This window comes from Herbidospora yilanensis, from assembly GCF_001570565.1.
Lineage (GTDB): Bacteria > Actinomycetota > Actinomycetes > Streptosporangiales > Streptosporangiaceae > Herbidospora > Herbidospora yilanensis.
The window spans coordinates 149,808-173,690 of sequence record NZ_BBXE01000023.1 but is presented as its reverse complement, the minus strand read 5'-3'; the positions used below and the strand labels follow the sequence as shown (position 1 = coordinate 173,690).

Here is a 23,883-nt window from a genome sequence, read left to right as displayed (position 1 = left end):
CGCGGTGATTAGGCGTCAGGCGCCTTCTCGCCCCGCAGCTCCGCGAGGAGCAGGGTGACGGCGCGCATGATCTCGGCCGTCGCCTCTGTCGGGCGGTCTTCGAACCCCGACAGGTCGACCGGTTCGCCGACGATCGCCTTGAAGGTCTTGCGGGGGAACAGCCGGGGCTTCTTCTCGCCGTACGGCAGCAGTTCCTGCGCCCCCCAGTGGGCGATCGGGATCACCGGGGTGCCCGTCGCCAGCGCCAGGCGGGCCGCGCCGGTCTTGCCGGCCATCGGCCACAGGTCGGGGTCGCGGGTGATCGTCCCCTCGGGATAGAACAGGATCGAGGCGCCCTCGGCCAGGCGCTCCTCGGCGTCGTGCAGCGAGCGGGTGGCCTCGGAGCTGCCGCGATAGACCGGGATGGCGCGCAGCGCGGCGATCACCTTGCCCAGGACCGGCACGGCGAACACCCCCGACTTGGCCAGCACGACCGGCCAGCGCCCGGAGGCGTAGAGCAGGTGGCCGAGCAGCACCGGATCGGTCCACGACAGGTGGTTGGCGACGACGATCACGCCGCCGGTCCGGGGGATGCGGTCGAGGCGGCGCCAGTCGTGCTTCACGAGCAGCAGGGAAAGCGGCTTGATGATCACGACGGCGACCGTCTCCCAGAATCGGGACGGTCGCCCGGGGCGGCGGCTCATCGAACACCTCGGTCTGTCACGGTAAGGACCCCTAGTGTCCCGGTTGGCCGGAGCGGATGTCGAGGCGCGATGCTTGGTGTCATGCAACGGCTCGGATGGACGATCGTCATCCCCGTCAAGACCCTGATCAGGGCCAAGACCCGGCTGGCCGCCGCGGCGGGGCCCCATCGGGAGGACCTGGCGGTGGCGGTGGCCGCCGACACGGTGACGGCCGCGCTGTCGGCCGAGGGGGTCGCCCGGGTGATCGTGGTGACGGCCGACCCGAGACCGGCGGCCGTGCTGGCGGGGTTGGGTGCGGACGTCGTACCGGACCCCGACGTCGGGCTGAACGCGGCCCTGCGGGCCGGGGCGGCGAGCGCCACCGGGGCGGTGGCCGCCCTCCAGGCCGACCTGCCCGCGCTGCGCCCCCGCGAGCTGACCAGGGTGCTGGCGGCGGCGGCCGAGTTCGACCAGTCGTTCCTGCCCGACGCCGCCGACGTGGGGACCGTCCTCTACGCGGCACGCCCCGGGGTGGCCTTCCGGCCGGGGTTCGGCGGCGAGTCGCGGGCGCGGCACCTGTCGGGCGGCGCCAAGGAGCTCTGCCTGGCCGGCGTCGACTCGGTCCGCCGCGACGTCGACACGATCGAGGACCTGGCCGCGGCGGCGGCGCTGGGCCTGGGGCCCCACACCGCCGCCGTGGCGAGGCTGGTGCTGCCCGGTTAGTGCTGCAGGTCCTCTTCCCTGACGTGCGTGGGCAGCAGGAACGACACCACGAAGGTGAGCAGCAACATCCCGGCCACCACCCAGAGCGTGGTCTCCATCGCGGTCTCGAACGTGCCGGGGCTGGGCACGTCGCCGAGCAGGTCGAAGAAGACCGTGCCGAGCAGCGCCACCCCGAACGCGCCGCCGAGCTGCTGCACCGCCGTGAGCGTGCCCGAGGCCGAGCCGGTCTCGTGGGGCTCCACCCCGGCGAGCACCAGGTTGAAGAAGGGCGCCATCAGGAAGCCCATGCCGACGCCGGTGACGATCAGGGCGGGGGTGAGCTGCCAGGGGGTGACGCCGAGCCCGGCGAGCCGGAGGGTCACCCAGACGAGCACGACACCGAGGGTCATCAGCAGCGCGCCGCCCTGGAGGCAGGCCCGGCCGTGCTTCATGAGCGGCTGGACCAGCCCGAAGCCGATGATCATGCCGATCGACCACGGGACGCCGGCCAGGCCCGCCTTCAGCGGCGAGTAGTGCAGCCCGATCTGGGTGTAGAGGTTGAAGACGAGCATGAAGCCCGACATGCCGGAGAAGAAGACGAGCCCGGTGACCAGGCCGCCGTTGAAGGCGCGCTTGCGGAACAGGCTGCCCTCGATCAGCGGGTCGCGCCCGGTGCGGGTGCGCCGGCCCTGGTACCACCCGAACAATCCGAACACCGCGACCGAGGCGGCCAGCATCACGAAGGCCCACGCGGGCCAGTCGTGCTCACGGCCCTGGACCAGCGGGAACACGACGAGCAGCCCGGCGACCGACGCGAGCACGACACCCAGCAGATCGAGCGAGGGCGGGGTGGGCGACTTCGACTCGGGCAGGTAGCGCAGGCCGCCCGCGACGGCCAGCAGCCCGACGGGCAGGTTGATCAGGAAGATCATGCGCCAGCCGGTGCCGAAGAAGTCGGCGTCGACCAGCCACCCGGCCAGGATCGGCCCCCCGACCGACGCCAGGCCCATGACCGGCCCGAACATGCCGAACGCCTTGCCCATCTCCGCGGGCGGGAACATCTCGCGCAACATGCCGAGCCCCTGCGGCAGCATGACGGCGGCGAACAGGCCCTGGAGGGCGCGTGCGGCGACGAGCATCTCGGGCGACATCGCCAGGCCGCAGAGCAACGAGCTGACGGTGAAGCCGACGGCGCCGACGAGGAACATGCGGCGGCGGCCGAAGACGTCGCCGAGCCGGCCGCCGGTGAGCAGGCCGGTGGCCATGGCCAGGGTGTAGGCGGCGCCGAGCCACTGGAGCAGCGTCTCGGAACCGCCGAGCTCGGCCTGGATGTGCGGGCCGGCGATGTTGGTGACCATGGCGTCGATCAGGTCCATGATCTCGGCGCCGAGGATGACGAAGAGGGCGGGCCAGCGCCACCGGTAGCCCTCCGTCACCTCCGTGACCGTCGGGTGGGACATGCGATTACCCCCGGGAGGAGAACAGTGTTCATAATGAAGTGAACACTGTTCTAGCATGAACAGTGTTCAGTAATCAAGAACACTGTTCATCTGAAAGGCTTGGGCCATGACCATGCCGACGCCCCCATGGGAGAAGAACGAGCAGGAGCCCAAGCGTCCGGCCAAGGTCCCGCTCAGCCGCGACCGCATCGTCGACGCGGCCTACGTCGTGCTCGACCGCGAGGGCTACCACCGCCTGAGCATGCGCCAGGTCGCCGCCGAACTCGGCGTCGCGGTCTCGGCCCTCTACGCCCACGTGCAGAACAAGGAAGAGCTGTTCAAGCTCATGTACGAGCGCATGTTCGTCGGCGACGGCCTGCCCGAGCCCGACCCGGCGAACTGGATGCGGCAGGTCAAGGACTTCGCGCGGGCCGGCCGGGAGCGCCTGCGCGCCCATCGCGACCTGGCCTGGATCTCGATGCAGCACGTGCCGTTCACGCCCGAGCTGATGCCCAACGTCGAGAGGCTGATGGCGATCCTGCGCTCCGGCGGCCTGCCCGACCGGGTCGCCGCCATCGCGGGCGACCTGCTGTCGACCTTCCTCGAAGGCTTCACCCTTGAGGAGAGCACCTGGGAGCAGCGTTTCAAGGCCTCCACCCCGGAGGAGTGGGCCGAGGTCATGGAACAACTGGAGGGCTACTTCCGCGACCTGCCGGCCGACGACTACCCGAACCTGACGGCGATGGCGCCCTACATGACCGGCGAGACCAACGACTACCGGTTCGACCTCGGGCTCGACGTCATCCTCAGAGGCCTGGCGTCCTACATCGACTACCCTGACGGCGTGCAGGCGACGGTGAAGACCTTCGACGACGACACCCGCTCAGGGTCGGTCTACCTCGACGACGGCACCGAGGTGCCGTTCCCGGCCGCGGCCTTCGACGCGGGCCCGCTGCGGCTGCTCCGGCCGGGCCAGCGGGTCAACATCGTGCTGACCGACGGCACGATCTCGTTCATTACGCTCAGCACATTTCCGGTGCCGTAAAAAGGAACGGCGCCCCCGAAACGATCGTGCATCGGGTGCGCCGTTTTCCGCAGGTGTGACTACTTCTTCTTGTGCGCCTTCTTCCCGCCCGCGTTGACCAGTTCCTTGAAATCGGCCCCCGGACGGAACTTCGGCGCCCAGCTCTCGGCGACCTTGATCGGCTCCCCCGTGGAAGGGTTGCGCGCGGTGCGGGCCGGCTTGTGCGCCATTTCGAAAGCGCCGAAGCCGGTGATCGAGACCTTGTCGCCGCTGGCCACGGCGTGCTGAATTGCGTCGATGACGGCGTTGATCGCTTCGGTCGCCGTCTTCTTGTCGCCGACACGGTCGGCGATGGCGTCGACGAGTTCCTTCTTGTTCATGTGGTTCCTCCCCCTTACGCGCTTTGAAAGTAGGGGAGGAACGCGCGCGACTCAATCACCTTACGTGAATTCACCGCCACTCGGCGTGTCGAATTCGCCGTCCAGGAAGGCGATGAAGCCCTCCAGCCGGGTGGTTGCGTGGGGAATGTCGCGCTTTGCCGCATCACAGATCGCGAGCAGCCTCCGAGCGACACGTTCCCGCTCCTCCCCTGTCAAGGGTAGGTCCCGAACGCGGCGCTGCGCGTCGCGCAGCCGCCGCGCCAGTTCTTCTTCGGGGCCGGTCAGGCCGTCTTCGGCAGCCACGGCTGCCGCTCGCTCTCGTACGCCGCGATGGCGTCGGCGTGCCGGAGGGTCAGGCCGATGTCGTCGAGGCCCTCCATCAGCCGCCAGCGGGTGTAGTCGTCGATCTCGAACGACCACGTCTCGCCGGCCGCCCGCACCTGGCGCTCGGCCAGGTCGACGGTGATCTCGGTCGTGGGGTCGGCCTCGACGGCCTTCTGGAGCGTCTCGACCGCCTCGGGCGACAGGACCACCGGGAGCAGGCCCATCTTGGTGGAGTTGTTGCGGAAGATGTCGCCGAAGCGGGCGGCGACGACGACGCGGAAGCCGTACTGCTGCAGGGCCCAGACGGCGTGCTCGCGGGAGGAGCCGGTGCCGAAGTCGGGCCCGGAGACCAGGATCGAGGCGCCGGCGTAGGCCGGGTCGTTCAGCACGAACGAGGGGTCTTCGCGCCAGGCGGCGAACAGGCCCTTCTCGAAGCCGGTGCGGCTGACCTGCTTGAGCCAGACGGCCGGGATGATCTGGTCGGTGTCGACGTTGCTGCGCCGCAGCGGGACGGCGGTGCCGGTGTGGGTGACGAAGGCGTCCATCAGAGGTCTCCGGATCAGACGAGGTCGGCGGGGGCGGTCAGCTTGCCGGTGACGGCGGTCGCCGCGGCGACCTGCGGCGACACCAGGTGGGTGCGGCCACCCTTGCCCTGCCGGCCCTCGAAGTTGCGGTTGGACGTGGAGGCGCTGCGCTCCCCCGGCGCGAGGGTGTCGGGGTTCATGCCCAGGCACATCGAGCACCCGGCCTCCCGCCACTCGGCCCCGGCGGCCTTGAACACCTCGTGGAGCCCTTCGGTCTCGGCCTGGAGCTTGACCATCATCGAGCCCGGCACGATCAGCGTGCGGGTGCGGACCTGGCGGCCCTGGAGGATCTCGGCGGCGGCCCGCAGGTCTTCGATCCGGCCGTTGGTGCACGAGCCGACGAACACCGTGTCGACCTCGACGTCGGTGAGCCGGGTGCCGGCGGTCAGCCCCATGTACTCCAGCGCCCGCTCGGCGGCCGACCGCTCGATCGGGTCGCCGAACTGCTCGGGAGCCGGGACGACCGAGCTCAGCGGCGCACCCTGGCCCGGGTTGGTGCCCCATGTGACGAACGGGGTGAGCGTCGCGGCGTCGATCTCCACGACCTTGTCGAAGACGGCGTCGTCGTCGGTGCGCAGCGTCTTCCAGTATTCGACCGCGGTGTCCCACGCCTCGCCCTCGGGGGCGTGGGGACGGCCCTTCAGGTAGGCGAAGGTCGTCTCGTCGGGGGCGATCATGCCCGCGCGGGCGCCCGCCTCGATGGACATGTTGCAGACCGTCATCCGGCCCTCCATCGAGAGGTTCCGGATCGCCTCGCCCCGGTATTCGACGATGTAGCCCTGGCCGCCGCCGGTGCCGATCTCGGCGATGATCGCCAGGATCAGGTCCTTGGCCGTGACGCCGAACGGCAGCGCGCCCTTGACCTCGATCGCCATCGTCTTCGGCCGGTAAGCCGGCAGCGTCTGCGTGGCCAGCACGTGCTCCACCTCTGAGGTGCCGATGCCGAACGCGATGCCGCCGAAGGCGCCGTGGGTGGACGTGTGGCTGTCGCCGCAGACGATCGTCATGCCCGGCTGGGTGAGCCCGAACTGCGGGCCGATGATGTGCACCACGCCCTGGCCGGCGTCGCCCATCGGGTGGAGCCGGATGCCGAACTCGGCGGCGTTCTTGCGCAGCGTCTCGACCTGGGTGCGGGACACCGGGTCGGCGATCGGGCCGCGGACCGTCGGCACGTTGTGGTCTTCGGTGGCGATGGTCAGCTCGGGGCGGCGCACCGGCCGCCCGGCCATGCGGAGCCCGTCGAACGCCTGCGGGCTGGTCACCTCGTGGATGAGGTGGAGGTCGATGAAGAGCAGGTCGGGCTCACCGTCGGCGCGCCTGACGACGTGCTGCTCCCATACTTTCTCGGCCAGTGTGCGTCCCATGGTCTCCAACGCCTCCTCGCGTTATCGTCCCGTCTCTCATCATGAGACTGAAATATCGGGATATGGACACTGTATCTTCTAACCGCCACTGCTTCGGTTGCATCTCGGATAGCGAGACGGCAGTATCGGGGTATGGACAACTCTAGCGGAGTCGGCGTTCTCGACAAGGCCGTCCTCGTGCTCAACGCCCTGGAGGCCGGACCGGCGTCGCTCGCGCAGTTGGTCCAGGCCACCGGGTTGGCCCGACCCACCGCCCACCGCCTGGCGGTGGCCCTGGAGCATCACCGGATCGTGTCCCGCGACACGCAGGGCCGCTTCATATTGGGCCCGCGTCTGTCCGAGTTGTCCACCGCGGCGGGCGAAGACCGCCTGCTCGCGGTCGCGGGTCCCGTCCTGACCCAGTTGCGCGACCTCACCGGCGAGAGCGCCCAGCTCTACCGCCGCCAGGGCGACGAACGGGTGTGCGTCGCGGCGGCGGAACGCGCCAGCGGCCTGCGCGACACCGTTCCCGTCGGGTCGGCGCTGCCGATGAGCGCCGGGTCGGCCGCCCAGATCCTGCTGGCCTGGGAGGAGCCCGACCGGCTGCACCGGGGTCTGCGCGGCGCCAAGTTCACCGCCGCGACCCTGGCCAGCGTCCGCCGGCGCGGCTGGGCCCACAGCGTCGGCGAGCGCGAGCAGGGGGTCGCCTCGGTCTCGGCGCCCATCCGGGGCGTGGGCGGCAAGGTGATCGCCGCCGTGTCGGTCTCCGGCCCCATAGAGCGCCTCACCCGCACCCCCGGCCGCCTCCACGCCGCGCCCGTCGTGAGCGCCGCCGACCGCATCACCGAGGCGATGCGCAGGGCCGGTGCGAACGGGTCCTGAACGGGGTTCGCAACAAGGGCCAACCGGTTAGATGGCTCCGCCCGTTGGCCCTAGGCTGGCGGGGTGACAGATCGCATTGAGGCAGCTGCGGCTGAACTGCGTCCACTGCTCCAGGAGTTCCTTCTCTGGGTGCCCGTCCACGCCCCCGAAAGCGACCCCGACCTGGTCGGCTCGGCCGCGTTGTGGCACCGCCTGAGCCAGCGTTCCGACGTGGGCCACTGGCGCCGCGACGATCTGCGCCCCCTCATGCTCGATCGTCTGCCACAGGTGGTCGAAGACCCCGACGCCGCCGCCGACGCGATGGTGCCGTCGTTGCGGTCCTACCTGACCTTCCTCGACGAGACCGGCCGCCTGACGGCCGCCTCCGACCGCCTGGAGCTGCTGCTCAACGAGCTCGACGCGCTTGAGGACGACTTCGTCGACCGCATGGAGGACGCCATCGGCGAGACCGACTGGGACGACGAGGAAGACGGCGAGGAGGACGAGGGCCTCGGCGACTTCGAGCCCTTCGCCGACGAGCTCGCCGAGCTGCCGACCCTGCGGCTGCGTCCCGACGCCGAGCTGGCCGCCGACGCCCGCCGGGTGCCGCTGATCGCCGCCGCGCGCGACCTGTCGGTCTGGATCGGCACCGACCGCAAGGTCGGCCAGTCGACGCTGCTGACCGACGCCGAGGTCGACGAGGCCGTGACGGCCCTGGGGCTGGCCGGCCCGCAGAAGTTGTGGAACCTGTGGAACCTGGCGATCGACCTGGAGTTCGTCACCCCCTCGGGTGACGACACCGTCAGCATCGACTCCGACACCGCCGCCTGGCCGTTCGACGACGACGAAGACGTCCTCGACGCCTGGATGCTCGGTCTCGGCTCGGTCGACTACGGCGACCCCGAGCTCGACGACGACGACCTGACCCTGGCCCTGTCGGGCCTGACCCGCGAGACCCTGGTCCGCGTCCTGCTGAGCGGCGGCCAGAAGGCGCTCGACGAGCTGCGCGAGGAGCTGGCCGAGGCGGTCCGCGACTACGACGACCTGGGCGACGCCGCGTGGGAGGCGGCCGGCGACCCGCTGGTCCCCGTCCTCGACTGGCTGACCGGCTACGGCATGGCCGAGGTCGACGGCCAGACGGTCAGGCTGACCTCCCTGGGCACCGAGGGCGTCGTCCACCTGGTCGACGAGGCCGACCTCGACATCGACGCCCGCCCGGCGATCGACGCCATGACCGCCCACGACCTGCTGTCGCTGAGCGCCGACATGTCCGAAGAGGAGGCCGACGCCGAGTTCGCCGCCTGGATGCGCCTGCGCGAGCCGGCCCAGGCCGCCGAGGAACTGCTCGGCGCCGCCGTGGAAGACGAGTCCGACGCGCTCGTCCGCGTCCAGGCCGCCTCCCTGGTCGGTCAGCTCGGCGAGGTGGCGATCCCGGCCTGGAAGAAGGCCCTGGCCGAGGAGTCGCTGCGCTCCTACGCCGCGACCCACCTCACCCAGCTTGAGGTCGAGGGCGCGCCCGAGCCGACCCAGGCCGACACCCACTGGCTGATCCTCGACATGTGGACCATCTCGGCGGGCCTGGGCCGCGCCGAGTTCGTCAGCAGCCTGGAGGACATCGGCCCGGCGACCGACCTGATCAGCCTGCTCGACGTGATCTGGAAGGTCCGCCACCCTCACCTCGACGAACTCCTTGAGGCGATCGCCGAGGCCCACCCCGACCGCAACGTCGGCAAGGCCGCCAAGCGCGCCCTGTTCAAGGCCCGGTCGGGCGGCTGACCTATCTGAGGGGGAAGACCGCGCAGGTCGTCGTGCCGTGGGCGTAGAGCTTGCCGTCGTTCACGCCCACGAGCGACCCTTCCGCGGTGGCGGTGGTCCGGCCGACGTGCAGGGTCTTCGCCTCGCAGCGCAGCGGGCCGGTGTGCGCGAACGCGGGCCTGATCATGTTGACGTTGAGCTGCACGGTCGTGTACGCCCGCCCGGCCGGCAGGGCCGTCATGATCGCGCACCCGAGGGCCGAGTCGAGCAGGGTGGCGAAGTAGCCGCCGTGCACGGTGCCCATCGGGTTGTACTGGTGCTCCCCCGTCTCGCCCTCGAACAGGGCCAGCCCCTTCTCGACCTTCACCATGGTGAAGCCCAGGGTGCCCGCGATGGGCGGCGCCGCGATCTTCCCGTCGAGCATGGCCTGGAGGAACTCCAGCCCCGACATCTCGGCGACGTCGGCGGGAATCGTCGGTGGCGCCCAGGAGTGGGTCCGGCTCTGCGTCGTGGTCGTCATGAGTCTAATTTTGGAACTCAGGGGTGGCCGGAGGCAAATCGTCACGACCAATCGGGCAGCGGGCGGTAGATCGCGATGCCCGCGTCCTCCAGCTCACCCTTGAGGGCGAAGTAGGCGTCACCGAAGGGGTCGACCCCGTCGAGCGGCATCAGCCCGCGCCTGATCGCGATGTCGTGGGGGGCCAGTTCGGCGGCGGCCGCCAGATGGTGCCGAGCCTGGTCGGGGCGGCCCTCGCGGAAGGCCCAGGCGGCGATCCGGGCGTGCAGGCGGGCGGCGCGCTCCTCGTCGGTGGCCCGGCGCAGGCTCCGGCCCGAGGCGCCCGACTCGCCGGTCAGCGCCCAGTGGCGCAGCGCCGCGACGGCGGCCTCCGACGAGAGGCCGTTCATGGAGCGGAAGGTGTCGGTCGCGGTCATGGTGTCCTGGGGGCGGGCGACGCGGCCGTCCTCGTCGATCCAGACCACGGTCGGCACGTTGACGACGTTGTAGAACTCGGCCACGACGCCCTCGGCGTCGACGGGCCCGTCGTGCCAGGCCGCGGCGTCGGCGCGGTCGCGGTCGAGCGAGATCGGGACGATCTCCACGGGCAACTCGGCGCCGAGCGCCAGCCAGGCCGGCAGGTCGTAGCGGCACCCGCACCACGACGCCCAGAAGACCAGGACGACCTTCCTCCCCCGCAGCGACGACAGGGTGAACCCGTCGAGGGTGAAATCGGGCGCCGCACCCGGATCGGTTATGGCGGGCTCGCCGACCGCGATGACCCCGTCGCCCGCCACCACGGGACGTCCGAGCAGCTCGGCGAACTTGACCACATCGACACCCTCGGCCGATTCGGCCGCGGCGGCGCGGAACGCCGGGATGCAGGCGTCTCCCCGGCACCACCCGTGCGGCTTGCGCTCCCAGCCCATCAGCGGTACGCCGTGCGGCACCACGGCCCCGGCGATGGTCTCTTCGCGCCCGTCGACTAGTAGATAGCTCATCTATCGATAGTAGCACTATCCAATCTGAGAACAACAAAAAAGCGGACTCCCGAGAAGGGAGCCCGCTTCAAAGTAGCCCCGAGCGGATTCGAACCGCCGCTACCGCCTTGAGAGGGCGGCGTCCTAGGCCACTAGACGACGGAGCCATGTAACTACTGGTGAGAGGGGAAATTCTCGTACTCCCGAGCGGATTCGAACCGCCGTTACCGCCTTGAGAGGGCGGCGTCCTAGGCCACTAGACGACGGGAGCAAAGCTGCACTGCGTGCGCTGGGGTACCAGGACTCGAACCTAGAATAACTGAACCAGAATCAGTCGTGTTGCCAATTACACCATACCCCATCAGCGAACTTGTTCCCCGGGGGGCTTACCGCTCGCGACTCCGAAAGAATAGCCCAGCTCCGGGCCCACTGCCAAAACGAAAGCCGATCGCCTCGCCGATGACCGGTGTGACAAGCTGAAAGTCCCGATTCGCGAAGGAGTCCGGCCGATGACCAACCCGTTCCTCACGCCCAGCGACCTCCCCTATCTGCTGCCGCCGTTCGCGGAGATCAGGGAGGAGCACTACGTTCCGGCGTTCGAGCGGGGCATGGCCGACCACCTCGCCGAAGTCGACGCCATCGCGTGCGATCCGGCCCCCGCCACCTTCGCCAACACCGTCGAGGCGCTCGAACGGGCCGGCGAGACGCTCCAGCGGGTCTCCATCGTCTTCTTCAACCAGGCGGGCAGCGACACCACGCCCGGGATCCAGGAGATCCAGAAGGAGATCACGCCGAAGCTGGCCGCCCACGGCGACTCCATCCACCTCAACGCGGCGCTCTACGGGCGGCTCAAGGCCGTCCAGACCGATGTGCCGGAGGAGCAGTGGCTGCTCCAGCGCTACCTCACCGACTTCGTGCGCGCCGGGGCCGAGCTCGACGAAGGGCAGCAGGCCCGGCTCCGGGCGATCAACGAGGAGTTGTCCGGCCTGGCCACCGCCTTCCAGCAGAACCTGCTCACCGACACCAACGAGCGCGCGGTCGCGGTCGACGACGAGTCGGCCCTCGACGGCCTGTCCCCCGACGAGATCGCCGGCTTGCGCGAGACCGCGAACGAGCGCGGCCTCGACGGGAGATACCTGATCACCCTGGTCCTCCCGACCGGCCAGCCCGCGTTGTCGTCGCTGACCGACCGGTCGCTGCGCGAGCGCGTCCACCGCGCCTCCACCGGCCGGGGCGCCGCCAACGCCGACCTGATCACCCGCATCGCCCGGCTCCGCCGCGAACGGGCCGACCTGCTCGGCTACCGGAACCACGCCGAATACGTCCTGGCCGACCAGACCGCCGGCACCACCGGCGCGGTCACCGAGATGCTCGACAAGCTCGTCACCCCCGCCGTCGCCAACGCCCGCCGCGAGCAGGAGGCGCTGGAGGAGCAGGCCGGCTTCCCGATCGAGGCCTGGGACTGGTCGTTCTACGCCGAGAAGGTGCGCCAGGCCCGCTACAACATCGACAGCGCCGCGATGCGTCCCTACTTCGAGCTGAACCGCGTCCTGGTCGACGGCGTCTTCCACGCCGCCCACCGCCTCTATGGGCTCTCGTTCACCGAGCGCCCCGACCTCGTCGGCTACCACCCCGACGTGCGGGTCTGGGAGGTCGCCAACGAAGACGGCTCCCCGCTGGGCCTGTTCCTGGGCGACTTCCACGCGCGGGCGTCCAAGCGCGGCGGGGCGTGGATGAACAGCCTCGTCCACCAGTCGGGCCTGACGGGCCACCGCCCGGTCGTGGTCAACAACCTCAACATCGTCAAGGGCGAACCGACCCTGATGACCTTCGACGAGGTCAACACGATGTTCCACGAGTTCGGCCACGCCCTCCACGGCCTGTTCTCCGACGTGCGCTTCCCCCGCTTCTCCGGCACGTCGGTGCCGCGCGACTTCGTCGAGTACCCCTCCCAGGTCAACGAGATGTGGGCGACCCACCCGGAGATCCTGGCCAACTACGCCAGGCACCACGAGACCGGCGAGCCGATGCCCCGCGAACTGGTCGACCGGATGCTGGAGGCCCAGAAGTTCAACCAGGGCTACGCGACGGTCGAATACCTGGCCGCCACCCTCCTCGACTGGGCCTGGCACACCGACTACGAGGGCGGCGACGCCGAGACCTTCGAGGTGGCCGCCCTGCGCGGCGCCGGGCTCGACCTGCCGGCGATCCCGCCGCGCTACCGCAGCACCTACTTCGCGCACATCTGGGCCAGCGGATACGCGGCGGGCTACTACTCCTACATCTGGAGCGAGGTCCTCGACGCCGACACGGTCGACTGGTTCACCGAGAACGGCGGGCTGACCAGGGAGAACGGCGACGTCTTCCGGTCTCGCCTGTTGTCGAAGGGCGGCAGCGCCGACCCGATGGAGGCCTTCCGCGCCTTCCGCGGCCGCGATCCGCGCATCGAACCGCTGCTGGAAAGGCGCGGGCTCCTCTGACGATCAGTAGGTGCACTGCACGACGACGTCGTCGAGTTCGATCTCGGCCGGATAAGGGCCGTTCCCCATGGCCCCCAGGGTGAGCCGGAGCACGACGTCGGCGCGCTGCGCGGTCCAGCTCACCGTGTGGAGGGTGTAGTCGGCCCTCCAGCCCGGATAGGGCACCGTCTTCAGCGCGATGTACGTCCAGGTGTCGGGATCGATCACTTCGAGGGCGAACTGGGGGTCCCCGCCGCGCAGCCGCGCCCAGACGCCCGCGCTGCACCTGATGGGCCCCGGGCGGGTCACCACCGGCGTGAGGGTGATGGTGCGCCCGATCGAGCACCAGTCGGGCCGATAGAGCACCCGCCAGTGGGCGAAGCCGGTGCCGGTGCGGGCGGGCCCGATGCCGCCCGTGTAGTAGGGCCCCCAGCAGGTGCCCACGACGGTGGGCGACCACCGGGACGCCGGATTGCTGCCGGGCTCGAACCCGTCGGTGATCTGCCAGATCCCGGCGGACGCCGGTCCGGCCGGGGCCAGCACGACGGTGGCGGCGACCGTGACCGCGACGAACGCGCGGGCCAACCTGGAGCGTAAGGACATGCGCCCAGTGTGCGGCTGACGTGACGACGTGTGGACCCTGGTCTTTTCGGCCGGCGACCCTGGGGTGCCCGCGTCGCGGCGGGAGGCGGGAGCGGGTGAGGAGCGCCGGTCGCGGCGGGGTGCGGAGGCGGCGGGCGGGGCCGGGGTGGGCGGAGCCGTAACGGAAGGGCTTGAAGACGGCCGCCTGCCGTGATCGGGCAGGCGGCCGGCGCGGTCAGAGCTTGGACAGGGCCGCGTTGACGCGTTCGATCGACTTCTCGCGGCCGAGGACCTCGATGGACTCGAACAGCGGCAGGCCGACCGTGCGGCCGGTGATCGCCACGCGGACCGGGGCCTGGGCCTTGCCCAGCTTGAGGCCGTGTTCGGCGCCGACCTCCTCCAGGGCGGTCTTGAGGGCGTCGGGGGTCCAGTCGACGGTGGCCAGGCGGCCGGCGTAGCCGGTCAGGATCTCGGTCGCGCCCGCCTTCATGGCCTTCTCCCACGACTGCTGGTCGTGGACGGGCTCGTCGAGGAAGAGGAAGTCGACGTTCGGGGCGATCTCCGACAGGACCGCCACGCGGGTCTGGGCCAGTTCGGCGACCTTCAGGAACGTCGCGCGGTCCCACGCGGGGTCGAGGAACGGGTCGCAGCGCTCGACGAACTCGGCGAGGGTCAGCCTGCGGATGTATTCGCCGTTGAAGGCGCGCAGCTTCTTCTCGTCGAAGAAGGCGGACGACAGGTTCACCTTGCGCAGGTCGAACAGGGGGGCCATCTCGGACCACGGCATGATCTCGCGGTCGTCGCCGGGGCCCCAGCCGAGCAGCATCAGGTAGTTGACCATGGCCTCGGCCAGGTAGCCCTCGTCGCGGTAGGACTCCAGGGCGACCTTGTCGCGCCGCTTCGACAACTTCTGGCGCTTCTCGTTGACGATCACCGGCAGGTGCGCCCACACGGGCGGGGTGTGGCCGAGGGCCTCCCACAACAACTGCTGCTTCGGCGTGTTCGACAGGTGCTCCTCGGCGCGGACGACCTCGGTGATGCCCATCTCGACGTCGTCGACCACGTTGGCCAGCACGAACAGCGGCGAGCCGTCGGCGCGGGAGATCACGAAGTCTTCCATCGCGTCGTTGGGGAACTCGACCGTGCCCCTGACCAGGTCTTCGACCACGGTGATGCCGGTGTCGGGGGTGCGGAAGCGCAGCGCGCCCTCGGTCAGGCCGCGGTCGCGGCAGTAGCCGTCGTAGCCCTTGTGCTCCGAGCCCGTGCGGGCCTTCACGTCGTCGCGGGTGCACGTGCAGTGGTAGGCGCGGCCCTCCTTGTGGAGGCGGGCGGCCGTCTCGCGGTGCTGGTCGGCGTAGGCCGACTGGAAGTAGGGGCCCTCGAACAGCGGCGACTCGCTGTGGATGCCGATCCACGCCAGCGCCGAGATGATGCCGTCGGTCCATTCGGGGCGGTTGCGGGCGGCGTCGGTGTCCTCGATCCGGAGCACGAACTTTCCGCCGGTCTGCTCGGCGACGGCCCAGTTGAAGAGGGCCGACCGGGCGCCGCCCACGTGGAACATGCCGGTGGGGGACGGCGCGAAGCGAACACGTACCTCAGTCACGAGAGACAACCCTGTTGGTGAGAGTTCCAATGCCTTCGATGCCCACGGAGACCTCGTCACCGGGCTTGACCGGCCCGACGCCGGCGGGGGTGCCGGTGAGGATGACGTCACCCGGCAGGAGGGTCATGACGGCGGTCACGTGGGCGATGAGCGCCGGGATGTCGAAGATCAGCTGGGAGGTGCGCCCGCTCTGCCGCAACTCGCCGTTGACCGTGGTGGTCAGCGCGAGGTCGGACGCGTCGAGGTCGGTCTCGATCCACGGCCCGAGCGGGCAGAACGTGTCGAACCCCTTGGCCCGGGTGAACTGGACGTCCTTGCGCTGGAGGTCACGGGCCGTCACGTCGTTGGCGCAGGTGTAGCCGAGGATGACGTCGCCGGCCCGCTCGGCCGGCACGTCGCGGCACAACCGCCCGATGACGACGGCGAGCTCGCCCTCGTAGTCGACGTGCTGGGTGAGGTTCTCGGGATAGGCGATGGGTTCGTTGTGCCCGATGACCGAGGTCGACGGCTTCAGGAAGATCATCGGCTCGGACGGCACGTCGTTGCCCATCTCCTTGGCGTGGTCGGCGTAGTTGCGCCCGATCGCCACGACCTTGGACGGCAACATCGGCGCGACCATGCGCACCTCGGCCACGGGGAACCGCTCCCCCGTCAGCGACACCCCGCCGAAGGGATGACCGTCGATCCTCGCGAGCACCTGCTCGCCCTCTTCGACCACACCGAAGGCGACCCCGCCACCAGTGGAGAACCTCGCGATACGCACCGTCCCAGGCTAGTGCCTCGTAAGGTGGCGCCATGGCATCGGTAGTGAAGATCAACGTCCTGACCATCCCGGCGGAGATGCGCGACGACCTCGAACGGCGGTTCGCCGGCCGGGCCGGAATGGTGGAGACGGCCGACGGCTTCGAGTGGTTCGAACTGCTGCGCCCGGTCGAGGGGACGGACAAGTACCTGGTCTACACGCGGTGGCGCAGCGAGGAGGACTTCCAGCGATGGGCGGGGCAGGGGCACGGGCAGGGACAGGCGGAGGTATGGACGTTCGACGTGGTCCAGAGCACCGGCCCGGCGGCAGTCTAGTCCTGTACAGGATCTGAACCAATCCCCTGCGCGACGAGGCGGGGCGGGGGATACTGAGGACATGGCCCTTCCGAGTCGCTACGCGGACGTCCCGGACCGCGCGCCCACCTCATTGGCGGCGCTGCGCGGCCCCGCCGACGGAGTCGTCGATCTCCCGCTGAAGCTCTGCTGGTCAGGTCTCCGCAGTTTCGACCTGGGAGATCCCACGCAGTGCCTGATGATGTACCAGATCGTGATCACCGAGGGCGTCCGGGCCGACGTCGAGCACTACCTGACGGCTGAGCACCTGCTTGAGGTCTGGCCCCTGCTGCACCGGATGCTCGGACCCGCATACATCGAGACCTGGGAAGGGCGCTTCCCTGTCCTTCGTGAGGTGGCCGAGCAGGCGGCGCCCGCACTCAAGGCCGAGATGCGCCGTGCCCGGGAGACGATCGAGGCGAGGCGTTCCGCCTGATGGAGATGCCCGATTTTCATCGGCGCGTCCTGTCGGTCGCACTCGAAGTGTGCGACGAGCATCGCCTGGTCCTGGCCGGCGGATACGCCATGCGAGCCCATGGTCTGGTCGATCGGCCGAGCCAGGACCTCGATTTCGCCACCTTCGACGCCCCGTCCATCCCCGTGGCCACGCGAGCGATGGCCGAAGCCTTCCGGCGGCACGGCTTCACCGTCGAAGAGGTTCGCGGCACTCCCCTTCTCGGTCGCCTGATCGTCATCGATCCGATCACCGAGCAGACCTGCGCCGTAGACCTCATGAAGGAACCGCTCCAGAAGGAACCCGTCCGGAAGCACGACCTGCCGGTGGCCAGCCTCGACGACATGGTGGGCATGAAGGTGGCCGCGCTCCACGGACGCAGCGTCGCCCGTGACCTCATCGATGTGGCGTCGGTTCGGGAGTTCTACAGTTTCGGCCAGTTGGAGCGCCTCGGGGCGGTCTTCGAAGACCGCTTCAGCCTCACGCACCTCGTCGAGCGGCTGGAGACGGCGACATATCTCGATGACCAGATCTTCGCGCAGTACGATCTCAGCGACGATCACCTCGCGGAGATCCGGCAGTTCGCTCTGGACTGGTACAAGGATCTTTCGCTCCGGCTGGCCCACGAGATCGCCGATTAGCACGTTCCCGGCCTCTCAGGGGTTTCCCAGGCTCAGCCGACCGACTTGACCTGTCACGCACCGTCGGCCAGCATGAGCCGCGCCCCCCGTATGGAAGGAACAGGCGTGACGCGCCGTATCCGATTCGGCGTGTTCGCCGTTCTTGTCGTGTTAGGCAGCCTGATTCAGGCCGGGCCCGCCCATGCCGTGGCGAAGACGACGGAGTGTCAGGGTGAGTGGCTGCCCTCGACGCCGACCTCCCCCGAGGTCATGGACGGTGAGCTGGGCTTCCTCGATCTCGATCCGGTCAAGATCGGCGACAGGGTCGACTGGAAGCTCGACCCGTACAAGAACCGGTCGTGGGTCATGGTGTTCCAGTCGCTGCGCTGGGCCGGGCGGCTGGTGGCCGACTACGAGACCACCGGCAAGGCCTCCTACCTGGCCCGCGGCACCGCCGTGATCAAGGACTGGGTCGAGAAGAACCCCTACCACGGGCGGAACACCCCGAAGCTGGCGTGGGCGGAGCACACCGTCTCGTTGCGGACTCCGGTGCTGGTGTGCCTGTCGAAGCACGTCTCGGCCAAGTGGCTGACCGACAGCCTCAACGGCCACGCGCGGTTCCTCAACGACAACTCCAACTACAAGTGGGGGCACAACCACGGGCTCGACGCCGACATCGCCCTGCTGGGCGTCGGGTGCCGCATGGGCAAGGCGGCCTGGAAGTCCAAGGCGCTGAGCCGGATGACGACGACCACCAAGATGGACGTCGACTCCCAGGGCGCCCTGCTGGAGCAGTCGCCCCGCTACGCGATCTACTTCCACGAGCGGCTCAAGGTCGCCATGGACCGGATCCGCGAGTGCGGCCAGAAGGTGCCCGCCGAGATGGCCGCCCGCTTCGACCTGATGCCCGAGCACATCTCGGCCGCCACGATGCCCAACGGCTTCCTGGTGCCGATCGGCGACGGCGCGGCCGACGTGCAGCCCTCCGCCTACGCGCGGCCCGACTCGAAGGTCCAGATCTACAAGGCCGGGTACGTCTTCGGCCGGTCCGCCTGGGATTCCAAAGAGGCCTCCTACTACTCGATCCGGTACGGCCCCGGCATGAAGTTCCACGGCCACGAAGACCACCTCGGCGTCACCTACTACGCCCAGGGGCGGCCGATCCTGACCGAGGCCGGGTTCCACTCCTACGAGCCGAGCCCCTACCGCAACTGGACCCTCAGCCCCGAGGCCCACAACGTCCCGATCCCCCAGGGGCGCAGGCTGCGGCCGGGCACGCCGTCGTCGCTGACGAAGAAGACCGTCAAGGACGACCGCCAGTCGTACACGCTGACCGACCGGGCCTACGGCGTCAGCCGGACCAGGGCCGTGCTGGTCAACCACGACAAGAAGGACGTCATGGCGGTCCTCGACACGGTCGCGTCCGGGAAGGTGCGCAACCTGTGGCACCTCGATCCGCGCATGTCGGTCGCCGGCAACGGCGGCGGCCGGGTCGTGGTCAAGGACAACGACTGGCGGGCCTCCGTCGTGCAGTTCGTGCTGCCGGGCTGCAAGCCGGTGAAGGGCCAGCAGATCGTCTCCGGCCGGCCGAAGCCCTTCCAGGGGTGGATCTCCCAGACCTACATGCAGAAGACCGCCGCCCCGGTGATCGTGTCACCGTCGGCCAAGGGCCTGCTGACCGTGGTCGTGCCGGGCACCGCCGAGGGGTCGGTGACCTGTTCGGGGCGCACGGTCATCGCGCACACCCCGAACGGGCCGGTCACCTTCAAGGTTTCGGGCAAGGACCTCGTCTAGATCGCGCCGGAGGCGCGGCAGTTAGATTTCGTATCCGGCGCGGAGCAGGCCGAACGTCACCGCCTGCTCCAGGGCGTGCCAGGACGCCTCGATGATGTTCTCGTCGACGCCGACCGTGCTCCAGTCGCCCTTCGGGTCGCTCGACGTCACCAGGACGCGGGTCACCGCGTCGGTGCCGTGGGTGCCCTCCAGGATGCGGACCTTGAAGTCGATCAGCTCGACGGTCGCCAGCTCGGGGTAGAGCTTCTCCAGCGCCAGCCGGACGGCCCGGTCGAGGGCGTTCACGGGGCCGTTGCCCTCGCCGGTGGCGACGATGCGCTCGCCCTTGGCGTGGACCTTCACGGTCGCCTCGCTGACGACCTCGCCCGTCGGGCGGCGTTCGACGATCACCCGCCACGACTCCACGGTGAAGTGGCGGCGGCTCTCGCCGTGGAGGGTGTCGCGGAGCAGCAGCTCGAACGACGCGTCGGCGGCCTCGAAGGTGTGGCCGCGCGACTCCAGGTCCTTCACCCGGTCGACGAGCTCCCGCGACTGGTCGCCGGTCAGGTCGTAGCCGAGCTCGCGGCCCTTCAGCTCGACCGAGGCGCGGCCGGCCATGTCGGAGACCAGCATGCGCATGTCGTTGCCGACCTCGGCGGGGTCGATGTGCTGGTAGAGGTTCGGGTCGACCTTGATCGCCGAGGCGTGGAGGCCGGCCTTGTGGGCGAAGGCGGAGGCGCCGACGTAGGGGGCGTGGGAGTTGGGGGTCACGTTGGTGACCTCGGTGATGGCGTGGGCGATGCGGGTCAGGTCGCGCAGCGCCTCCGGCGGCACGAGGTCGAAGCCCCGCTTGAGCTGCAGGTTCGCCACCACGGTGAACAGGTTCGCGTTGCCCGAGCGCTCGCCGTAGCCGTTGGCGCAGCCCTGCACGTGGGTCGCCCCGGCCCGCACGGCCGCCAGGGTGTTGGCGACGGCGCAGCCGGTGTCGTCGTGGCAGTGGATGCCGATCCGGGCGCTGGTCTGAACCGCGTTGTGGACGACGTCCGCCAGCTCGTCGGGCAACATCCCGCCGTTCGTGTCGCACAGGGCGATCACCGACGCCCCGGCCTCGGCCGCCGTCCGGAGCACTTCCAGGGCGTAGGCGGGGTTGGACTTGTAGCCGTCGAAGAAGTGTTCCGCGTCGAGGAACACCCGCTGGCCCTCCGCACGCAGGTGGGAGACCGTGTCGCGGATCATCGCGAGGTTCTCCTCCAGAGTCGTGCGGAGGGCCAGTTCGACGTGCCGGTCGTGGCTCTTGGCGACAAGGGTCACGACGGGCGCGCCGGAGTCGCGCAGGGCGGCCACCAGTGGGTCGTCGGCGGCCTTCACTCCGGCCCGGCGGGTCGCGCCGAACGCGGCGAGTTGCGCGTGCTTCAGGTCGAGCTCTGTTTGAGCGCGCCGGAAGAACTCCGTGTCCTTGGGGTTGGCGCCCGGCCAACCGCCCTCGATGAAACCGACCCCCAGGGCGTCCAGGTGACGGGCGACGGCGAGCTTGTCGGCCACGGAGAGGTTGAGGCCCTCCTGCTGAGCGCCGTCGCGGAGCGTGGTGTCGTACACGTGGAAGCGGTCGTCGGCCATCTCGGTTCCTTGGGGTGATTGCGAGACAAACAAAAAGACCCCTCACGGGCGTGAGAGGTCTGCGCGCCTGGCTGGAATGATCCGTCAGCCGGCGCGCCTGCCAATAATGAGCAGACCGTTGAACATGGTGAAGCCGAGCTTACCCGCCGGAACCACCCTCTGGCACATCGATCTCACCAAGTAAGATAGTGATCATGAAGGGTTCCTATCTGGGCGAAGCGCTGCCCGCCTACCTCTCCGCCCACGCCACCCAGCCCGACCAGGTCCTTCGTGATCTCGCGGCCGAGACGACGGCTCTGCACGCCGACTTCGCCGGCATGCAGATCGCGCCCGAGCAGGGCACGTTCATGACCATGCTGGTGCGGCTCACCGGCGCGAGACTGGCGGTCGAGGTCGGCACGTTCACCGGCTACTCCTCGATCTGCATCGCCCGGGGCCTGGCTCCCGGCGGGCGGCTGATCGCCTGCGACGTCAGCGAGGAATGGACGTCGATGGCCCGCAGGTACTGGGAACGCGCCGGGCTCACCGACCGCATCGAACTGCGGCTCGGCGACGCCGTCGAGACCCTGGGCGCGCTGCCCGGCGGCGAGGAGATCGACTTCGCGTTCATCGACGCCGACAAGGCCGGCTATCCGGCCTACTACGAGGCGCTGCTGCCGCGTATGCGTCCGGGCGGCCTGATCGTCTGCGACAACACGATCCAGGGCGGCCGGATCACCGACCCCGACGCGGACGGCAACGTGCCGGTGCTGCGCGAGTTCAACGACATGGTGACCGCCGACCCCCGGGTCGATTCGGTGCTGCTCCCGGTGGCCGACGGTCTGACGCTGGCGCGCAAGCGTTAGGCGATCTTGTGCACCCAGTTGTGGGGGTCGGGGCGGGTGCCGTACTGGATGCCCATGAGCTCTTCCCTGATCTTCAGGGTGACCGGCCCGGGGGTGCCGTCGCCGACGGTCCAGGCGCGGTCGGCGCCCTTCACCGAGCCGACCGGGGTGACGACGGCGGCGGTGCCGCAGGCGAAGACCTCGGTGAGCTCGCCCGACTCACACCCGGCCTGCCACTCCTCGATCGAGATGCGGCCCTCCTCGGCGGTCAGGCCGAGGTCGGCCGCGAAGGTGAGGATCGAGTCGCGGGTGATGCCCGGTAGCAGGGTGCCGGTGAGCGCCGGGGTGAGCAGGCGGTCGCCGAAGACGAAGAACAGGTTCATCCCGCCCATCTCCTCGACGTAGCGGTGTTCCACGGCGTCGAGCCAGACGACCTGGTCGCAGCCCTCGGCGACGGCCTGGCGCTGGGCCACGAAGGCGGCCGCGTAGTTGCCGCCGCACTTGGCGAAGCCGGTCCCGCCGGGGGCCGCGCGGGTGTATTCGGTCGACAACCACACCGACACCGGCTTCACGCCGCCCGCGAAGTAGGAGGCCGCCGGTGAGGCGATCACCATGTAGCGGTAGGTCTTCGAGGGGTAGTTGACACCCAGCCCGGCCTGCGTGGCGATCATGAAGGGGCGCAGGTAGAGGCTATGGCCCTCGGTCGTGGGCACCCACTCGCGGTCGGTCTGCACGAGCAGTTCGAGCGACTCGACGAACACGTCCTCGGGCAGCTCGGGCATCGCCATGCGGGCGGCCGAGGTGTTGAACCGGGCCGCGTTCGCGTAGGGGCGGAACGCGACGATCGAGCCGTTGGCCTGCCGGTAGGCCTTCAGCCCCTCGAACAGCTCCTGGGCGTAGTGGAACACCGACGTGGCCGGGTCGAGCACGAGCGGGCCGTAGGGTTCGAGCCGGGCGTCGTGCCAGCCCTCGCCCTCGGTGAAGTCGATCGACACCATGTGGTCGGTGAACGTCTGCCCGAAGCCGGGCGCCTCCAGCACCCGCTCTCTTTCCGACGTGCTGCGCGCCTGGGGGTTGGCGCGCACCTCAAAGCTGAGCTGGCTGGTCATGCGGGTTCCTCTCTACGCTACTGATGAAAACCTAGGGCATGTCGCGGGGCACGAAAAAGCGCACAGTGGCCCAACACGGGCCACTGTGCGCTAGGGAACGTCGAAGGTGGCCGGCGATCAGCCGGCTACTCGGGCGGCGATGTCGTCGCCGATCTCCCGGGTGGTGCGGGCCGCCCACGCGCCGGCGCGCTCGACCAGGTCGTCGGCGACCGCCTGCTCGACGCGGGCGGCGGCCTCGGGCTGGCCGATGTGGTCGAGGAGCATGGCGACCGACAGGATGGTCGCGCTCGGGTCGGCCTTGCCCTGCCCGGCGATGTCGGGGGCGGAGCCGTGGACCGGCTCGAACATGCTCGGCGCGGTGCGGTCGGGGTTGACGTTGCCGCTGGCCGACAGGCCGATGCCGCCCGCGATGGCGGCGCCGATGTCGGTGATGATGTCGCCGAACAGGTTGTCGGTGACGATCACGTCGAACCGCTGCGGCTGCGAGACGAAGAACATCGACGCGGCGTCGACGTGGCAGTAGTCGGTGGTGACCTGCGGGTATTCCTCGGCGACCCGCTTGACCGTGCGCGACCACAGGTCGCCGGCGAAGGTCAGCACGTTGGTCTTGTGGACCAGCGTGAGGTGGCGGCGCTCGCGGCCGGCGGCCTTCTCGAAGGCGTAGCGGACGACCCGCTCGACGCCGTAGGCCGTGTTCACCGAGTCCTGTGTGGCGATCTCGTGGGGGGTGCCCTTGCGGAGCACGCCGCCCGCGCCGGCGTAGGGGCCCTCGGTGCCCTCGCGGACGACGACCATGTCGATGTCTTCGGGGCGGGCCTTGCCGAGCGGGGTCTCCACGCCCGGGAAGAGCTTCACCGGGCGCAGGTTGACGTAGTGGTCGAGCTCGAAGCGCAGGCGCAGCAGCAGGTCGCGCTCCAGCACCCCCGGCGGCACGCTCGGGTCGCCCACCGCGCCGAGCAGGATCGCGTCGAAGCCGCGCAGCTCGGCGAGCACCGAGTCCGGCAGGGTCTCACCCGTGGCGTGGTAGCGCGCCGCACCCAGGTCATAGTGGGTGGACTCCACCTTGACGCCGACCGCGTCGAGAACTTTGAGGCCCTCCGCGACGACCTCGGTGCCGATCCCGTCGCCGGGGATCACTGCCAGGCGGATGTTGCTCGAATCCATGGGGGTACCTTAGCGGGCTGTCTCGGAGATCGA

General features: G+C 69.7%; 24 protein-coding genes and 3 tRNA genes. 10 read left to right on the top strand and 17 right to left on the bottom strand.

The window, feature by feature from the left end; translation table 11 throughout:
• Positions 1–8: 8 nt before the first annotated feature.
• Positions 9–683, bottom strand: a complete 675-nt coding sequence (locus AW273_RS18145) for a lysophospholipid acyltransferase family protein (protein ID WP_062349506.1) — start codon at positions 681–683, stop codon at positions 9–11.
• A gap of 81 nt (positions 684–764) precedes the next feature.
• On the opposite strand from AW273_RS18145, the gene cofC reads away from it, so the two are divergent.
• Positions 765–1,385: a 2-phospho-L-lactate guanylyltransferase gene (gene cofC / locus AW273_RS18140; RefSeq protein ID WP_157555897.1), complete on the top strand. Its 621-nt coding sequence runs from the start codon at positions 765–767 to the stop codon at positions 1,383–1,385.
• On the opposite strand, the gene AW273_RS18135 is transcribed toward cofC, so the two are convergent.
• Complete coding sequence (locus tag AW273_RS18135; protein ID WP_062349504.1) at positions 1,382–2,824, bottom strand: MFS transporter; 1,443 nt, start codon at positions 2,822–2,824, stop codon at positions 1,382–1,384. The two genes, cofC and AW273_RS18135, sit on opposite strands and share 4 nt — an antisense overlap.
• A gap of 106 nt (positions 2,825–2,930) precedes the next feature.
• Here AW273_RS18135 and AW273_RS18130 point away from each other — a divergent pair, with 106 nt between their 5' ends.
• Positions 2,931–3,848 (top strand): TetR/AcrR family transcriptional regulator, encoded by a 918-nt coding sequence (locus tag AW273_RS18130; RefSeq protein ID WP_063910006.1) that lies wholly within the window; start codon positions 2,931–2,933, stop codon positions 3,846–3,848.
• A 59-nt stretch (positions 3,849–3,907) separates the two neighbouring features.
• Here AW273_RS18130 and AW273_RS18125 read toward each other — a convergent pair whose 3' ends face one another.
• The 4 genes from AW273_RS18125 to leuC are packed head-to-tail and all read right to left on the bottom strand — an operon-like array spanning position 3,908 to position 6,479.
• Complete coding sequence (locus AW273_RS18125) at positions 3,908–4,207, bottom strand: HU family DNA-binding protein (RefSeq protein WP_062349503.1); 300 nt, start codon at positions 4,205–4,207, stop codon at positions 3,908–3,910.
• Between the two features lie 60 nt (positions 4,208–4,267).
• The gene (locus tag AW273_RS18120) at positions 4,268–4,510 is read right to left on the bottom strand and encodes an SCO5555 family protein (RefSeq protein WP_062341426.1); all 243 of its coding nucleotides are present in this window, start codon (positions 4,508–4,510) and stop codon (positions 4,268–4,270) included.
• Positions 4,489–5,076, bottom strand: a complete 588-nt coding sequence (leuD, locus tag AW273_RS18115; RefSeq protein ID WP_062349502.1) for a 3-isopropylmalate dehydratase small subunit — start codon at positions 5,074–5,076, stop codon at positions 4,489–4,491. The genes AW273_RS18120 and leuD overlap by 22 nt, the downstream gene beginning before the upstream one ends.
• A gap of 14 nt (positions 5,077–5,090) precedes the next feature.
• The gene (gene leuC / locus AW273_RS18110) at positions 5,091–6,479 is read right to left on the bottom strand and encodes a 3-isopropylmalate dehydratase large subunit (RefSeq protein WP_062349576.1); all 1,389 of its coding nucleotides are present in this window, start codon (positions 6,477–6,479) and stop codon (positions 5,091–5,093) included.
• A gap of 132 nt (positions 6,480–6,611) precedes the next feature.
• Between leuC and AW273_RS18105 the strand changes: the two genes are divergently transcribed.
• A complete protein-coding gene (locus AW273_RS18105) occupies positions 6,612–7,340 on the top strand; it encodes an IclR family transcriptional regulator (protein WP_062349501.1) in 729 nt (242 codons plus the stop codon).
• A gap of 63 nt (positions 7,341–7,403) precedes the next feature.
• Positions 7,404–9,095 carry a hypothetical protein gene (locus AW273_RS18100; RefSeq protein ID WP_062349500.1) on the top strand — a complete coding sequence of 564 codons (1,692 nt, stop codon included), beginning with the start codon at positions 7,404–7,406 and terminating at the stop codon, positions 9,093–9,095.
• A 1-nt stretch (position 9,096) separates the two neighbouring features.
• On the opposite strand, the gene AW273_RS18095 is transcribed toward AW273_RS18100, so the two are convergent.
• The 5 genes from AW273_RS18095 to AW273_RS18075 all read right to left on the bottom strand — a co-directional run bounded on the left by AW273_RS18095 (position 9,097) and on the right by AW273_RS18075 (position 10,911).
• Positions 9,097–9,594 (bottom strand): PaaI family thioesterase, encoded by a 498-nt coding sequence (locus AW273_RS18095; RefSeq protein ID WP_062349499.1) that lies wholly within the window; start codon positions 9,592–9,594, stop codon positions 9,097–9,099.
• 41 nt (positions 9,595–9,635) lie between these two features.
• Complete coding sequence (locus AW273_RS39115; protein WP_062349498.1) at positions 9,636–10,571, bottom strand: TlpA disulfide reductase family protein; 936 nt, start codon at positions 10,569–10,571, stop codon at positions 9,636–9,638.
• A gap of 73 nt (positions 10,572–10,644) precedes the next feature.
• Positions 10,645–10,717: transfer RNA gene (locus tag AW273_RS18085), tRNA-Glu, on the bottom strand.
• A gap of 31 nt (positions 10,718–10,748) precedes the next feature.
• Positions 10,749–10,821 (bottom strand) — tRNA-Glu (locus AW273_RS18080).
• 18 nt (positions 10,822–10,839) lie between these two features.
• A tRNA-Gln gene (locus AW273_RS18075) sits at positions 10,840–10,911 on the bottom strand.
• A 148-nt stretch (positions 10,912–11,059) separates the two neighbouring features.
• Here AW273_RS18075 and AW273_RS18070 point away from each other — a divergent pair.
• The gene (locus tag AW273_RS18070; RefSeq protein ID WP_062349497.1) at positions 11,060–13,030 is read left to right on the top strand and encodes a M3 family metallopeptidase; all 1,971 of its coding nucleotides are present in this window, start codon (positions 11,060–11,062) and stop codon (positions 13,028–13,030) included.
• Between the two features lie 3 nt (positions 13,031–13,033).
• Here AW273_RS18070 and AW273_RS18065 read toward each other — a convergent pair whose 3' ends face one another.
• The 3 genes from AW273_RS18065 to AW273_RS18055 form a co-directional block, all read right to left on the bottom strand.
• Positions 13,034–13,612 carry a hypothetical protein gene (locus AW273_RS18065; RefSeq protein WP_157555895.1) on the bottom strand — a complete coding sequence of 193 codons (579 nt, stop codon included), beginning with the start codon at positions 13,610–13,612 and terminating at the stop codon, positions 13,034–13,036.
• Between the two features lie 214 nt (positions 13,613–13,826).
• Positions 13,827–15,152 (bottom strand): glutamate--tRNA ligase, encoded by a 1,326-nt coding sequence (gene gltX / locus AW273_RS18060; RefSeq protein ID WP_062349495.1) that lies wholly within the window; start codon positions 15,150–15,152, stop codon positions 13,827–13,829.
• Positions 15,153–15,186: 34 nt separating this feature from the next.
• Positions 15,187–15,957 (bottom strand): fumarylacetoacetate hydrolase family protein, encoded by a 771-nt coding sequence (locus AW273_RS18055; RefSeq protein WP_062349494.1) that lies wholly within the window; start codon positions 15,955–15,957, stop codon positions 15,187–15,189.
• 32 nt (positions 15,958–15,989) lie between these two features.
• On the opposite strand from AW273_RS18055, the gene AW273_RS18050 reads away from it, so the two are divergent.
• The 4 genes from AW273_RS18050 (at position 15,990) to AW273_RS18035 (ending at position 19,157) form a co-directional block, all read left to right on the top strand.
• Complete coding sequence (locus AW273_RS18050; RefSeq protein WP_062349493.1) at positions 15,990–16,271, top strand: antibiotic biosynthesis monooxygenase family protein; 282 nt, start codon at positions 15,990–15,992, stop codon at positions 16,269–16,271.
• A 61-nt stretch (positions 16,272–16,332) separates the two neighbouring features.
• Positions 16,333–16,725 carry a hypothetical protein gene (locus AW273_RS18045; protein ID WP_063910005.1) on the top strand — a complete coding sequence of 131 codons (393 nt, stop codon included), beginning with the start codon at positions 16,333–16,335 and terminating at the stop codon, positions 16,723–16,725.
• Positions 16,725–17,384 (top strand): nucleotidyl transferase AbiEii/AbiGii toxin family protein, encoded by a 660-nt coding sequence (locus AW273_RS18040; RefSeq protein WP_062349492.1) that lies wholly within the window; start codon positions 16,725–16,727, stop codon positions 17,382–17,384. The genes AW273_RS18045 and AW273_RS18040 overlap by 1 nt, the downstream gene beginning before the upstream one ends.
• Positions 17,385–17,489: 105 nt before the next feature.
• A complete protein-coding gene (locus tag AW273_RS18035; RefSeq protein WP_232327481.1) occupies positions 17,490–19,157 on the top strand; it encodes a heparinase II/III family protein in 1,668 nt (555 codons plus the stop codon).
• Between the two features lie 21 nt (positions 19,158–19,178).
• On the opposite strand, the gene cimA is transcribed toward AW273_RS18035, so the two are convergent.
• Positions 19,179–20,753, bottom strand: coding sequence for a citramalate synthase (gene cimA / locus AW273_RS18030; RefSeq protein WP_062349491.1), 1,575 nt, complete (start codon positions 20,751–20,753; stop codon positions 19,179–19,181).
• 194 nt (positions 20,754–20,947) lie between these two features.
• On the opposite strand from cimA, the gene AW273_RS18025 reads away from it, so the two are divergent.
• On the top strand, positions 20,948–21,598 hold the full coding sequence (locus AW273_RS18025) for an O-methyltransferase (RefSeq protein WP_062349574.1): 651 nt from the start codon (positions 20,948–20,950) through the stop codon (positions 21,596–21,598).
• On the opposite strand, the gene AW273_RS18020 is transcribed toward AW273_RS18025, so the two are convergent.
• The gene (locus AW273_RS18020) at positions 21,595–22,686 is read right to left on the bottom strand and encodes a branched-chain amino acid aminotransferase (protein ID WP_062349490.1); all 1,092 of its coding nucleotides are present in this window, start codon (positions 22,684–22,686) and stop codon (positions 21,595–21,597) included. The genes AW273_RS18025 and AW273_RS18020 overlap by 4 nt on opposite strands.
• Positions 22,687–22,803: 117 nt before the next feature.
• On the bottom strand, positions 22,804–23,850 hold the full coding sequence (locus tag AW273_RS18015; protein WP_062349489.1) for a 3-isopropylmalate dehydrogenase: 1,047 nt from the start codon (positions 23,848–23,850) through the stop codon (positions 22,804–22,806).
• Positions 23,851–23,883 lie beyond the last annotated feature (33 nt).